Source organism: Pyxidicoccus sp. M6 (genome assembly GCF_055568925.1).
Genome location: NZ_CM145714.1, coordinates 1445195 through 1459181 on the forward strand (window position 1 = coordinate 1445195; position 13987 = coordinate 1459181).

Here is a 13987-nt window from a genome sequence, read left to right on the forward strand (position 1 = left end):
TACCGCTCTCGTTCGAGGTCTGCCTGACCTCGTACTTCCTTCGCGGCGTGCCCATGCGGCAGTGCCCGGATGGCGAGATGCGGCAGACGGTGCGCCTGGAGGCGAGCGGGCTGTCACGCGGGGCCACGGGCTCCGTGTCCGTCTGGACTCAGGCGCATGCGCCGGACCCCCGGTACACCGGCAGCATGATGGAGGCGCCGGTGCAGCGCGGCTCCGCGGAGTTGTTCCTCGTGGACGCGGACGGGAAGGAGACGGCGCTGTCGCCCGACAAGGAGCACGGCTGGCAGCGCGTGGACCACGGCCCGCTGATGGCGCGCGTGACGCTGCCGCAGGTGCCGGACGGCGACTACCGGCTGCGCGCCCGCGTCACCACTCCGCTGGGCACGGACCAGGTGGACGCGGCGCTACCTTTATATGTCCCCGCGCGCGTGCACGTGCTGACGGACCGGCCGTTGTACGAGCCCGGCAACGAGGTGCGCTTCCGCGCGGTGGCGCTGAGCGCGAAGGACCTGGCGCCACTGGACGGCCGGCCCGGGACGTGGACGGTGACGGAGCCGTCCGGCGAGGTGGTGCTGGAGGAGCGCGCGCCCGCGGGGCCGTGGGGCGTGGTGGCCGGTGGATTCCCGCTCGACAGGGGCGCCGCCACGGGGACGTGGACGGTGAGCTGGGTGAGCAACGGCGTGACGTCCTCCGCGCAGTTCAAGGTGGAGCCCTTCACCCTGCCGCGCTTCCGCGTGGAGGCGGCGAGCCCCCGGCCCTTCTGGCGCGCGGGCGACACGCCCGAGGTGGAGGGACGGGTGGTGTACGCCTCGGGCGCGCCGGTGGCGGACGCCGAGGTGGAGCTGGACTGGAACGTGTCCGGTGACTGGCCGCCGCCGGTGGACTGGCTCGACGGTGGACTGCCGGAGCGCGCGCGCACGGACGCTGCGGGGCGCTTCCGCGTGGTGCTGCCGCGCGTGCCCGCGGACCTGCGCGGCGACGCGCGGCTGAGCGCGAGCGTGAAGGCGAAGGACGCGGCGGGAGACCGGGTGGAGAGCTCGGTGTCGCTGCTGCTGGCCGAGGACGCGCTCGCCGTGTCCGCGGTGACGGAGCTGGAGGACGGGCTGGTGGCGGGCTTCAGCAACCGCGTCTACGTGCGCGCCACCACCGCGGATGGCCGCGTGCTGCCCGGCGCGGAGCTGACGTTGAAGCGCACCTGGGACTCGCGCGACGAGGGCGTGCGCGCGGTGACGGACGAGGACGGCGTGGCCGCCTTCCAGCTGGACCCGGGCCCGCCCGTCAACGTGGTGGTGCCGCCCATGCCGGTGCGCCGGCCGCCTCCGCCCCCCTCGGTGGAGCTGAGCGGCCTGAAGGATTTGCTCAACGAGAATGGCGAGGCCGCGCTGAAGGACCAGCTCGCGGTGGAGGGCTGGCTGCCATCTCTCTTCCCGTGCGCGCGCTTCGTGGAGCCGGATGACGGAGACACCGACGTGACGCTGGGCATGCGCGTGGGCGCGGGCGGCGCGGTGGCGGACGTGGTGGGCGAGGAGGGGCCGCTGGTGTCGTGCCTGGCCACGGCGCTGCGCTCGCGTGCGCTGCCTTCCGGGCGGGAGCGCATGCTGGCGGTGCATCTCACCGTGAGGGATGCGGGCCTGCCCCGGCTGGAGGTGGAGCTGGAGGAGGCCTTCGGCGAGGGCTCGCGGCTGGAGGGCGTGCTGGCCATGGCGGCGCGGGATGCTCGCGCGTGCCTGCCTCGTGGGCTCGCGGAGGAGGCACCGCTGCCCGTCGCGCTGAGCTGGCGGCTGTCGAGGACGGGGCTGGAGGTGTCGGCCTCGTGGGTGTCGTTGCCGAAGCAGGAGGGCGCGTTGCCGGCCTCGGTGGTGCCGTGCATCCAGCAGCGCTTCGCGGGGCTGCGGCTGCCCGCGACGGAGGCGCAGGCTCCCAGGATGGAGGCCCTGGGCGTGGCGCGCCTCACCGCGTACCCGGCGGGCGTCGAGGGCGAGGACGGGCCGGCCATGGCCACCGTCTTCCCGGGCTACGAGCTGAGCGTGAGCGCGAAGGTGGACGGGAAGGACGCGGGCGCGACGAAGCTGGTGCTCCGCCCGGGGCAGCTTCCCAACACGCGCCTGCGCGCCACGCCGGTGCAGGCGCGCGCGGGAGACGAGGTGCGCATCGACCTGATGCGCGGCCCCAACTACGTGGGCCAGCTGCCGGAGAAGCTGGTGCTCCAGGCCGGCGCGACGGAGCTGGAGTCGAAGGTGGACAAGGCCACGCGCTCGGTGCGCTTCAAGCTGCCGGCGGACTTCGAGGGCTGGGCCGAGGCGCACTGGGAGGGTTCGGTGACGCGCGTGTACGTGCCGCCGCGCGCGCAGCTCTCCGTGGAGGTGTCGCCGGAGAAGCCGGTGTACGCGCCGGGCGAGGTGGCCCGACTCCAGCTGCGCACGAAGGTGGACGGCCAGGACGGCCCGGCGGCGGTGGGCCTCTTCGGCGTGGACGAGACGCTGGGGCAGCTCGCGCCGCTGCCGGGCGCGGAGGCGATGGGCGGGGTGCGCGCGTCGCCCTCGGTGGCGTCACCGGCCTTCGGTGTGCTGGACGGGCAGGCGCTGGCCATGGGGCGCATCCGCGGCTCCAACGCGGCGGCGGCGGCGCTGCTGCGCGTGAGCGCGGTGCCCCAGCGCGAGGGCGGAGAGCCGTCGCTGTCGGTGAGTGCGGTGTCGCCCTTCGACCCGTCCGCCGAGCTGACGGACCCCTTCTACACGGTGCTCGCGGAGCTGCATGCGCGGGTGCGGGCGTGGGAGGAGAAGGCGCCCGGGGGCGAGACGCTGGACCCGGAGGACCTCGCGAAGCTGTGGGACGGTGCGCTGACGGTGTGTGAGCAGCGCGGCGAGAAGGTGACGGATGCCTTCGGGCGCCGGCTGCGGCTGTCGCGGCTGCCGCAAGACCTGCTCTCCCTCACCGACCCGAGGGCGGTGGTGACGAGCGGGACGCGGCTGCCGGAGGACGTGGAGAACTGGAACGCGTGGGTCGCCCGGGAGGCGCCATGAAGCGCACGTTGAAGATGGGGGTGCTCGGCCTGGTGCTGGGAGCCGTGCTGGCGTTCCTGCTGGTCATGGTGTTCAGCTCGACGTCCCGCCAGTTGGCGCCCGAGGCGGACCTCATGGTGGTGCGCGTCAAGCAGGAGGAGCTCGGCGCCGAGGGAGGTGCTCCGGTCATGGCCGCCGCCCCGGCTCCTTCCTCGCGGTCCGCGCCGGAGGCCGAATACGACGCCGCGGCGCCCATCGTCGAGAGATTCGCCGAACCGATGATGAAGAAGGGCGCCGTGCGCGGGGCCATGGGCCTGGAGGAGAAGGTGCCGGAGTCGGAGCCGGAGTCCGCGCCGAGCCGCGCGTGGTTCCCGGAGACGTTCCTCTTCGAGCCGCTGGTGGTGACGGACGCCTCGGGCGCGGCGACGGTGCCGGTGCGCGTGCCGGACCGCCTCACGAACTGGCGGGTGCTGGCGCTGGCGCACTCGCGCTCCGGCGCGCAGTCCGGCGCGGTGACGTCCTTCTCCGGCACGCTGCCCACGTACGTGGACCCGGTGCTGCCGCCCTTCCTCCGCGCGGGAGACGCGGTGCGGCTGCCCGTGCAGGTGGTGAACACGACGGACGCCGCCGTGGACGCGCCGCTGAAGGTGGAGGCGCAGGGCGCGACGGTGGAGGGCGGCAGCCGCTCCGTGCGCGTGCCGGCGCGCGGCAGCGTGGTGGAGTACGTCACGGTGCGCGTGGCCGGGCCGGGCCCCGTGGCCCTGCGCGCGACGCTGGGCAGCGCGGACGCGGTGGTGCGCGACTTCGACGTGTGGCCCACCGGGAGGCCCGTGCTGCTCCAGCGCGGCGGCACGCTGGCGGCGCCTCGCTCCGTGAAGCTGGAAGGGCCCGCGGACGCTCAGGCCGGCAGCGAGCGCGTGCGGCTGCTCGTGTACCCCGGCGCGCTGGGCGTGCTGCGCTCGGAGCTGGCCTCGGCGGGCGCGCGCGAGGGCGCGGCGGACGTGGCCTACACGCTGATGCTCGTCGGCCGCTCGCCGGAGTTGTTGGCCGCGCTCGGCGAGACGCAGTCGGCGGAGTCGCTGAAGACGTTCACCTCGGGCACGGCGAAGCGCCTGGCCACGCCCGCGCAGCCGGAGACGGGCGTGGTGGACGTGGAGGCCGCGCGCAAGGTGCTGGCGCAGGCCACGCAGCGCGCGCTGCGCGAGGGCCGTGCGCCGGACGTGGCCACGGCGGCGCTGCTGGTGGAGGGCGCGCTGGCGCATCCGAACAACCCGGTGCTCTCCCGCCTGGGCGAGCGGCTGGCCGCGCAGGTGGCGGCGGCGCAGCTCCCGGACGGCACCTGCCAGGGTGGCCAGGGCTGGACGCTGCAGCGGCTGCTGGTGGCCACCGCGGACTGCACGCGCGCGGTGAATGCGGCGGCGGGGACTCCGGAGGGCAAGCGCCGCGCGGCCCTCTTCACCGCGAAGGCCACGGGCGCGCTGGAGCGCAACCGCGCGCACGTGAAGGACGGCTACACGGCGGCGGCGCTGCTGGCGAGCGGCGCGGTGACGGGCTCGTTGAAGGATGACCTGCGCACCCAGGTGCGCGACGCGGTGAAGAAGCGCGATGACGGCAGCGCGTACCTGCCGGTGGAGCCGGGCGTGGTGGACGGCAGTGGCCAGACGCCCTCGGAGGCGGAGACCACCGCGCTGGCGGTGCTGGCGCTGGAGGGCGACGCGAAGGCGCCGCTGGCGGACCTCGGCGCTTCGCTGCTCTCCACCTACGCGCCGTCCCTGGGTTGGGGCGGCGGGCGCGCCAACCGGCTGGCGCTGCGCGCGGTGGTGACTCTCTTCCGCGAGCCGCTGCCCGCGCAGGTGCGCGTGGTGCTGGAGCGCGACGGTCAGCCCATCACCCAGGGCACCTACGACGCGAAGGCGCTGCGCGAGGTGCTGGCGCTGGAGGCCCCGGCGCCGGGCTCGGGCGGCGCGCACGCGTGGACGGTGCGCGCGGAGCCCGCGGTGCCAGGGCTGGGCTTCTCGCTGACGCTGGCCGCCGCGGTGCCATGGAAGCCCGAGTCGCAGGGCGGCCTGGAGCTGGTGGTGAAGGGACCCGCGGAAGCGAAGGTGGGGCAACCGGCGGACGTGGTGGTGGAGGCGGCCACTCCGTCCGGCCTCGCGCTGGAGCTGCGCCACGGGCTGCCCGCCGGTGTGCAGGTGGACCCGGCCAGCCTCGACGCGCTCGTGGCGGAGGGCCGGGTGTCGTCGTGGGACGCGGAGGACGGCGCGGTGACGCTGAAGCTGCCGCCCAGGAGTGCGGGCGAGCCCTTCCAGGCTCGCTTCCGTGTCATCCCCACGCTGGCGGGCACGTTGCAGGGCGGAGCCTCGTCGCTGAAGGTGGTGTCGAGGCCGGACCTCGTGTCCTACGTACCTCCCACTATATGGGCGGTGCGCTGAGCGACCCACCCCTGCCCCCGAGGGCACTCCCGTGGACAGAGCGCTCGCGAAAGTGTCCGATCAGCGCCGTCGGTATACGGCCTACCCGTGATTCCACTCCTGGGATGCGGCACATTTTCGTGAGCGTCACGAGGTCGGCCTGCCTCGTGAATGGCTTCTCGTCGCGGGTGACACCATGGAGCTCGACGGCGCTGAGAGAGACGAGCTGCTGCGGGTGCTGAGCAGCGCCTTCCCGTCGTTGGAGGAGCTGCGCCGCATGGTGGAAGCCGCGCGGCGAGAGGGACTGGATTCGCTCTTGTCGTCGGGCAGCGCACGCGAGCGCATCTTCGAGCTCATCCACCGCGCGGAGTCGGAAGGTTGGACGCGCGAGCTGGTGGCGGGCGCGTACGAGGCGCACCCCCGCCACAGGCGGCTGTTCCGCTTCGTACAGGCGTACCTCGCGTCCGTGGAGCGGAGCATTCCGCGCGTCAGCCTGGAGCGCCTCTTCGGCCCCGGGCGCGAGGGCGGCGCGCCGGAGGCATGGCGGCGGCGGTTGGCGGCCATCGAAAGGCGCGTGTGCCGCGTGGAGCCGCAGGTGGGCGCGGCGCTGGGCACGGGCTTCCTCGTGGCGCCCAACGTCGTCCTCACCAACTTCCACGTCATCGAGAACAAGCTGCTGGAGTCGCTGCGCGTGCGCTTCGACCACAAGGTGCTGCCGGGCCGCACGCTGCTCCAGCCGGGCACGGTGTACCGGGTGACGAAGTGCCTCGCGTACAGCCGCTACAGCCCCGCGGACCTCATGCATCCGCGACCACGCGAGGCGCGCGTGGACGAATTGGACTACGCCTTCCTCCAGGTGGAGGGCGCCCCCGGCGACGCGCAGGTGGACGGCGAGAGCCGCGGCTGGCTGGAGCTGCCCCACACACGCGACCCCTTCCTGCCCGGCAGCCTCGTGCTCATCGTCCAGCACCCGGAGGGCCGGCCGATGAGCGTGGCCGTGGACGAGTTCCTCGGCGTCAACCCGTCGCGCACGCGCGTGGCGTACCGGCCCTGCACCGGGCCGGGCTCCTCCGGCGCGCCGTGCTTCACGCGAGACCTACGGCTGGCCGCGCTGCACCACAGCGGCGGGCCGCGCATGCCGTCCTCGCTGGGGCACAACGAGGGCATCCCCATCGACACCATCCGCGACAACCTCTCGACGGAGATGCGCGACGTGCTCGGGTGGCAGTGAGGGGCTGAAGTCGTCCGGGCGCGAACTGGAGCCGTGGGGCGTGCCTGTTATCGTCGTTGAATGGAACTTGCTCCCCGCCGTTCCTCCGTCCTCCACCGTGGCGTGGGCGTCGCGCGCCTCGTCCTCATCGTGCTGTTCGTCACCGCGCCGTGGGTATCCGCCCGGGCTCAGTCGGCCCGGCTGCGCGTGGCCGGCGCCAACGCCAGCAACGAGGTGAAGCTGCGCATGCCGTCGGACGACTTCCGCCACGTGCTGCGTGTGGACCTCCTGTCCGTCGCGGGGCCGGACGGCGCCGTGGACGAGGACGTGCCCGGCGGTGTGACGGTGCTGGTGGATCCGCTCCAGTCGCAGGACGGCGTGCAGGTGCCGCTGACGGCCACGGTGCGCGGAGTGGCGGAGGGTGTCACCACCGCGAACCTCTCCGCGCGCCAGCCCCTCTACGTCGACCTGGCCGGGAAGCTGCCCGCGGTGGGCGACTACACGGGCCAGGTGGTGCTCATCCACGCCGGAGGCCGCGAGACGACGGCGCTCACCGTCACCCGCGTGCAGGCGGCGCCCACCGTGCAGTTCGTGGCGGCGTCCCCGGCGGTGGCCTCGTCGGGCTGGGGTTGGGGCTCGGTGGACGCCACGGTGCGGCTGCCCTTCAAGGAGACAGCGGGTGTGGCCGGCCGCATCTCCGCGCCCCGGCTGCTCCAGCTCCAGCGCAAGGCGCCGGACCTGGGGCAGTCCCTGATTCAGCCCGGCTTCCAGGGCGCGGACTTCGCGGTGGAGGGCACGCTGGCGGACGGCGGCGTGCGGGACCTGGCCTCGCTGCCGGAAGGCATCCTCGTGGACGCGCACGACAGCGGCGCGCTGGTGCTGACGCTGCGCGGCCTGGACGGCCCGGGCGAGTACACCGGCACCGTGCGCATCGCCGTGCCCGCGGGCGTGCCCGTGGAGCAGCCCTTCACCGTCTGGGTGCGCTCGCCGTGGACGTGGGGCGCGCTGCTCATCGCGCTGGGCGCGCTCTCGTCGTACGCGGTGCGGCTGTACACGCAGCGCATCCGTCCCCGGGCGCAGCGGCTGCAACGCGCGCTGGCGCTGCGCCGCCGTCTCCAGTCGCTCATCTCCGGGCAGGACAAGGACGCGCAGGAGGTGGGCCGCGCGGTGCGGGCCCAGGTGGACACGCTGGTGTCGGAGATTCGCAAGCCGGTGCGCGGCATCCGCGTGGGCGACGCGGAGCTGGCGGCGATGGAGCCCCGGCTGCGCCTCTACGAGGTGTGGTGCGACGCGGGCAAGAAGCTGCACGCGCTGCCGGAGGAGGTCCGTCCCCCGCAGGCGAGCAAGCTGCTCTCCGACGTGGAGGAGGCGCTGCGAAACGCCGAGGCGTCCACCGAGCAGCTCGACGCGCAGCTCAAGGCGCTGCGGGAGCTGGACGTGGTGGGGCTCGCGCGCGCGGGGCTGGAGGCGCGCCTGCAGGACATCGAGAAGCAGGCGCGCGCCCTGGCGAAGCAGCGTGGCGAGGCGGACGCCCTGGGGTTGCGGCTCACGTATGAGCTGCTGCCGTTGCTGCAGACGGTGCGCGACGGGCTCACCCGCTCGGACCTGGGGACGGCGCGCAAGCAGCTCGAGCTGGCCCGCCGCTCGTTCTTCGACATCCTCTGCGAGGAGCTGTCCAAGGCGGTGGCGGCCACGACTCCGCCGGGCGGCTTCACCGACGACGAGTGGCGGGAGCTGACGACGGACGTGAAGGAGCGGCTGCGGCAGGCGCGCGCCCGCGCCGACACCAGCGTGGACGAGGCCTTCCGCCTGTACCAGACGGCCCACGCCGTCTACGTGCGCCGGCTCATCCAGGAGCTGCACGGCGCGGTGGAGCAGGCGCGCGAGCACGCCACCACGGACGCGCAGCGGGAGACGCTGGATGGCGTGAGCGCGAAGCTGGGCGAGGCGCACAAGGCGCTCGCGGCGGAGGCGCCGCACGAGGCCGCGCTGCGCTACGACGAGGCGCGCGTCGCCTTCGCGGCCTACCAGCGTCCCTTCCGTGTCGCGAGCGCCGTGCTGGATTCACTGTCGGATGAAGGAGCCGGGGCCGTCCCGGCCGTGAGCCCCGGTGCTCCCACGGGAGGCAGCATCCCCTCGCTCCCGGAGGCCCCGGCCGGCCTGCCCGCGCTGGGCGACTTCGAGGGCATCCCCCTGCCATCCCCGCGCCACATGTGGATGGTGGAGTTGGGTCTGCTGCTGCTGCTCACCGGCGTGGCGGTGGCGCTGGGGCTCCAGTTGCTCAACGTCTTCTCGCCCACGTGGGGTGGCTTCGGCGCGGGCATGACGGCGTTCCTCTGGGGCTTCGGCCTGCACCAGGTGGGCAACGCCACCTTCGAGGGGCTCGCCGGGCTGCTCACGCGGGTGGAGAAGCAGGGCGCTTCGGGCTCCTGAGCCGGCGAGTGTCCGGGCGGAGGCTCGGCTCCCCGCGTCACATCCTCCCGGCGCCCACTCCAGTCCCATGGACACGGACTGGAGGACCGCCATGAGCGACGTTTCAATCATCCTCATCGGAGCACTGGGCAGCGCGCTCCAGGAACTGCTGCACTGGTATGGCCTGCGCGAGCACCTGTCCACGCCGCGCTACAAACAGCTCATCAAGTCCGTGGGCTACTGGGTCATCACCGGCCTGATGATTCTCGGCTCCGGCGTGGCCGTCTGGGCGTGGTTCGGCGGAGATGGTGATTTGCCCGCGCGCCAGTACCTCATCGTCGGCGCCGCCCTGCCGCTGCTCCTCAAGAAGGCGGTGGAGGCCGTCACGGGAGAGAAGACCCCCGCCGACACGCGCAGCGCCTCGGCCGGCCCGAAGCTCAGCGACTATTTCCGCAGCGGCGGCCGGGAAGAGCGCCTGGCCTGAGCGGGCACGGCGCGCTCACGGCGCGTCCGACGCCACCTCCACCGTCACCGGCATGCCGCGTTTGTGAGGGTAGGGCAGCGTGCCCATCGCCTCCTCGATGCAGTGCCCGGCCACGGTGCCCGCCAGCGGGCCTGCCACCTTCGCCTCGGCGCGGCCCTGGCCGTCCAGCGTGAGCCGTACCGGCACGCGCTCGGCCGCGTCGTCGCGCAGGCAGGACACGGCGCGCACCTGCCCCTCGCGAGCCACCTCCGTCACCTCCGCGACGAAGGACTCGCGGCTCTTCGCCACGCGTGTGAGCACCGAGGCCAGGATGAGCAGCAGGAAGCCGCCGCAGAACACCAACATCCGCGAGTGCGGCACGAAGCGAGTCCCGCCTCTCGGAGCGGGCGTCTTGTCCTCCGGCGCCTGCTCGGACGCGGGAGGCAGTGCCTCCAGCGCGGCGGCCGCGGCGACGCGATTGCGCAGCTCCGCCAGCGTCGGCACCCGCGAGCGCGCGGCAATCCGCTCCGCGTCGAACAGCGCGCGGAGGAAGGCCGCCACCTCCTCGCGCGCGTCGACCGTCGTCATCGTGGTGCGCAGCGCCTCCACCGCGCGGGCGACCTCCGCCGCCGTCGCGTAGCGGTCCTCGGCCTTCGGCGCCATGGCGCGCATCACCACCGCGTCCACCATGGGCGAAAGCTCGGGCCGGTGCTTGCTCGGCGGCGGCGCGTCTCCAACCATCGCCGCCTTCAGCGAGTCGTAGTCCAGCGGACGCCGGAACGGGTCCACGCCGGTGAGCGCCTCGTACAGCGTCACGCCCAATCCGTACACATCCGCGCGCCGGTCCACCGGTCCGCTGCTCTTGCGTTGCTGCGCCTCCGGCGGCTGCGAGCCCACGTGCTTGAAGATGGGGCCGTGCATCAGCCGCACGGCGGTGCGGGCGATGCCAAAGCCAGACAGCTTCACCTCGCCACCGTACCCGAGCAGCACGTGCGCGGGCGCCACGTCCCGGTGCAGCACGCCCAGCGGCTTCCCGTCCGCGTCCGTGGCCTCGTGCGCGGCGTGCAGTCCGTGCGCCACCTGCGCGACCACGGCCAGCGCCACCGACACGGGCATGCGCACGCCCTTCGCGTCCAGCGCGGCGAGCACGGTGGAGAGCGTCTCGCCCGGCACGGCCTCCGTGACGAGCTGGAAGAACAGCGGCTTGGGCGCGCCCTGCTGCGCCTCCTGCGCGTCGAGCCACACGTCCTGTGTGCGGAGGATGTTGGGATGCGCCAGCCGCGTCGCCAGCCGCCACTCCTCGCGGAAGACGTCCGCCGCGTCTGGGCTGCGCGCGGAGCCGGTGGGGAGCTGGTGGATGAGCACGTCGCCGTGCTCGGTGCCGTCCTCCTCCACGCGCCGTGCGAGCAGGGCGCCCGTGGTCCCCAGCTCCGGCCGCTGGAAGAGCGCCACGTATGGCCCGAGCTGCCACAACAGCGGGGCACCATCCTGGAAGACGGTGCGCTCCCGGGAGGGGTAGAGCAGGAATGACAAGAGGGGGTCTCCTGCGTGGAGCGTAGGCTATCGTTCCCGCGACATGAAACTGCCCACCAGTCTCCTCGGTTGTTTCACCGTGCTCGCTTCGTCCCTCGCCGCCCCCGTCGCTTCCGCGGCGAGCAGCTGTCTGTGTGAGGTCGACCTGTACCCCAAGGTGCTGCTCGGCAAGGCGACACCTCAGGACATCGCGAAGTGCGAAGAAGGCCGTCCCACGAAGGAGGACGCGCTGAGCTGCATGCGCGGTCTCTCCTACAAGAACGTGAAGCAGGGCGAGCAGCCGGCGGAGTCCTTCCGCCTCGGCGTGGACGCGCTGGTGGCCGTGTCCAAGGACAAGGCGCTGTCCAAGGGAGCCGTCAACCTGCTGCTTGCCTCGCAGTCCTACGCGGATACCGCGGTGCGCGCGAAGGTGCGCCCCGTCATGACGTCCGCGGGCCGCGCGGCGCTCTGGGACACGCTGGTGTCCGCGACGGACGGGGACGCCGCCGCCTTCACCCGGGCGCTCTACGCCTACTGCGAGCACTACAACGTCATCTCCGAGCTGGCACTGGAGGACGTGTCGTTGGATCAGCTCTGGCCGCTGCCCTCCGGAACGAAGCCCGCGGACGCTCGCAAGCGCCTGTCCTGCCCCTACGGGCAGAACCTCGTCATGGCCGCCGCCATCCGCTCATTGGAGGGGAAGCTGCCGGCGGACGCGCTCGTGCTGCTGACCCCGGCGCAGCTCCGGCTGCTGCGCAACGCCGTGTATGCCCGCCACGGCCGCGTCTTCCAGGCCAAGGACCTCCAGGACTTCTTCTCCCAGGAGTCCTGGTACCAGCCGGACCCCGCCTACACCGACGCACGTCTCACGCCCGAGGACAAGCAGCACCTGGACCTCATCCAGGCCGCGGAGGCGAAGGCGGGCAAGAAGGGCTGAAAAAGACCCGGGTGACACATTTCCCCCGGGTCGGTGTTCCCTTCGCGCCAACGCGGTTCACGAGGGGAAATACATGTCGTCCATCGCTGTCTTCGCCCAGGCTCCTGAGAACGTGGGGTGGCTCAGCAGCAAGCTGCTCGGAGTGACGCTCAGCTCCGCCGAGTGGGTGCTGTGGGTGCTGGTGTGCCTGTCGGTGCTCTCCATCGCCATCATGCTGGAGCGCGCGGTGTACTTCGCCCGCCACCGGCTGCCGGACTCGGAGGGGCTCGCGGTTCGCCTGGCGCGCGGTGAGCTGGAGGCGGTGCGCGTCGCGATTCAGGGCAGGAAGGGCATGGAGGCCGCCGTCATCCGCGAGGCCCTCGCCTCCACCGCGCAGGGCGCCGACTCCGTGGAGCAGGTGATTGCCTCCACCATGGCCCGCGAGCGTCCCCAGTACGAGCGCTTCCTGTCGTTCCTCGGCACGCTGGGCAACAACGCGCCGTTCATCGGCCTCTTCGGCACGGTGCTGGGCATCATCAAGGCCTTCCACGACCTGGGCAACATGGGGGCCAAGGGCGCGGCGATTCAGCAGACGGTCATGGCCGGCATCTCCGAGGCGCTCGTCGCCACGGCGGTGGGCCTCGCCGTCGCGATTCCCGCCGTGGTGGCCTTCAACATCTTCAACCGCCAGCTCAAGACGCTCACCAGCCGCGCCAATGCGCTGGGCCATGCGCTGGTGGGCAGCCTGCGCGCGGAGGTCCGCTAGTCATGGCCGGGAGCGCTCAGGAGAACGACGAGGAAATCACCGGCATCAACGTCACGCCGCTGGTGGACATCGTGCTGGTGCTGCTCATCATCTTCATGGTGACGGCCAACTTCATCGTCCGCGAGACGGTGGAGGTCGACCTGCCCCGCGCGGCCAACGGCGGCGAGACGGTGCAGGGGCTCGTCAACGTGGTGCTCGACAAGGAGGGCAAGCTCTACTTCGACGGCGCCGAGGTGAATGAGACGGAGCTCACGCGCAAGGTGGCGGAGCAGGTGGCGAAGGACAAGGACACCCGCGCCATCATCAGCGCCGACCAGTCGCTGCCCTACGGCCGCGTCATGCAGCTCATCGACGTGGTGAAGGGCCAGGGCATCGCGAAGTTCGCCCTCAACATCGAAAAGGACGTCGCGCCCACCGCGCCGCGGGGCTGACGCGAAAGCCATGAGTGAGCTGGTGCTCGATGAGAGGGCGTGGGAGGTGCCGAGGCGCGGAGGCAACGGGCTGCTGGTCGGCTTCGTGGCCGGCTCGCTCGCGCTGCACGGGCTGGCGCTGGTGGTGCTGCACACGAAGCGCGTGGAGCGCCCCGTGGTGCAGAAGCCGGTGGAGATGGTGATGGTGGAGGTGCAGAAGCCGGCCCCGCTGCCCGAGGTGAAGGAGGAGCCGAAGCCCGAGCCGCCTCCGCCGCCGAAGGTCCGCGTGAAGCCGCCGCCGGTGAAGGTGGCCGTGGCGCCCAAGCCGCTGCCGCCGCCCCCGGTGGACGCGCCGCCGCCGCCCAACGAGACGCCTCCGCCGGCCGCGAAGCCGGCGCCGCTGGTGGTGGGCATGTCCATGTCCTCCACCACGAGCGCGGGAAGCTTCGCCGCGCCGGTGGGCAACACCCTCTACGGCCGCACCGCCGACAAGGCGCAGGCGCCGAAAGAGGTGAAGGCCTACAGCGCGCCGAAGTACACGCCCATCTACCAGGTGGACTCGGAGCCCACCGTGGCGTCCGAGGTGAAGATTCCCTACCCGGACGAGGCCCGCCGCGCCGGCATCGAAGGCACGGTGACGTTGTCCATCACCATCGACAACGAGGGCCGCGTGGTGGCCGCGAAGATTCTCAACGGCCCGGGCTACGGCCTCGACGAGGCGGCGCGAGACGCCATCAAACGCTTCCGCTTCAAGCCGGCCATCAAGGGCGGCGAGGCCGTCTCCACGGAGATGAAGTACTCGTACACCTTCCTTCTCGACTGAGGCTTCCTCTCCCGCTGAGCGAGGGGCGGAGCGAGGAAGGGCTCGCGAGGGCCGGTGACTTT

The 13987-nt window shown here is 72.7% G+C and carries 10 protein-coding genes; 9 read left to right on the forward strand and 1 reads right to left on the reverse strand.

Going from position 1 to position 13987, the window contains the following annotated elements:
* The first annotated feature begins 428 nt into the window (after nucleotides 1-428).
* From ACVTJA_RS06155 to ACVTJA_RS06175, 5 genes are all read left to right on the forward strand, one after another.
* Nucleotides 429-3023, forward strand: coding sequence for an MG2 domain-containing protein (locus ACVTJA_RS06155; protein ID WP_465834613.1), 2595 nt, complete (start codon nucleotides 429-431; stop codon nucleotides 3021-3023).
* The gene (locus ACVTJA_RS06160; RefSeq protein WP_465834615.1) at nucleotides 3020-5434 is read left to right on the forward strand and encodes an alpha-2-macroglobulin family protein; all 2415 of its coding nucleotides are present in this window, start codon (nucleotides 3020-3022) and stop codon (nucleotides 5432-5434) included. Before ACVTJA_RS06155 ends, ACVTJA_RS06160 begins: the two co-directional genes overlap by 4 nt.
* A gap of 175 nt (nucleotides 5435-5609) precedes the next feature.
* The gene (locus tag ACVTJA_RS06165) at nucleotides 5610-6644 is read left to right on the forward strand and encodes an effector-associated domain EAD1-containing protein (RefSeq protein ID WP_465834617.1); all 1035 of its coding nucleotides are present in this window, start codon (nucleotides 5610-5612) and stop codon (nucleotides 6642-6644) included.
* 60 nt (nucleotides 6645-6704) lie between these two features.
* Nucleotides 6705-9056 (forward strand): hypothetical protein, encoded by a 2352-nt coding sequence (locus ACVTJA_RS06170; RefSeq protein ID WP_465834618.1) that lies wholly within the window; start codon nucleotides 6705-6707, stop codon nucleotides 9054-9056.
* Nucleotides 9057-9147: 91 nt separating this feature from the next.
* A complete protein-coding gene (locus ACVTJA_RS06175) occupies nucleotides 9148-9519 on the forward strand; it encodes a hypothetical protein (protein WP_465834620.1) in 372 nt (123 codons plus the stop codon).
* Nucleotides 9520-9534: 15 nt separating this feature from the next.
* On the opposite strand, the gene ACVTJA_RS06180 is transcribed toward ACVTJA_RS06175, so the two are convergent.
* On the reverse strand, nucleotides 9535-11031 hold the full coding sequence (locus ACVTJA_RS06180) for a serine/threonine-protein kinase (RefSeq protein WP_465834622.1): 1497 nt from the start codon (nucleotides 11029-11031) through the stop codon (nucleotides 9535-9537).
* Nucleotides 11032-11074: 43 nt separating this feature from the next.
* On the opposite strand from ACVTJA_RS06180, the gene ACVTJA_RS06185 reads away from it, so the two are divergent.
* The 4 genes from ACVTJA_RS06185 to ACVTJA_RS06200 all read left to right on the forward strand — a co-directional run bounded on the left by ACVTJA_RS06185 (nucleotide 11075) and on the right by ACVTJA_RS06200 (nucleotide 13925).
* Entirely contained in the window at nucleotides 11075-11947 is an 873-nt protein-coding gene (locus ACVTJA_RS06185; protein ID WP_465834624.1) for a YARHG domain-containing protein, read from the forward strand.
* Nucleotides 11948-12020: 73 nt separating this feature from the next.
* Complete coding sequence (locus ACVTJA_RS06190; RefSeq protein WP_465834626.1) at nucleotides 12021-12692, forward strand: MotA/TolQ/ExbB proton channel family protein; 672 nt, start codon at nucleotides 12021-12023, stop codon at nucleotides 12690-12692.
* A gap of 2 nt (nucleotides 12693-12694) precedes the next feature.
* Nucleotides 12695-13123 (forward strand): ExbD/TolR family protein, encoded by a 429-nt coding sequence (locus ACVTJA_RS06195; protein ID WP_465834628.1) that lies wholly within the window; start codon nucleotides 12695-12697, stop codon nucleotides 13121-13123.
* Between the two features lie 10 nt (nucleotides 13124-13133).
* Complete coding sequence (locus ACVTJA_RS06200; RefSeq protein ID WP_465834630.1) at nucleotides 13134-13925, forward strand: energy transducer TonB; 792 nt, start codon at nucleotides 13134-13136, stop codon at nucleotides 13923-13925.
* Nucleotides 13926-13987 lie beyond the last annotated feature (62 nt).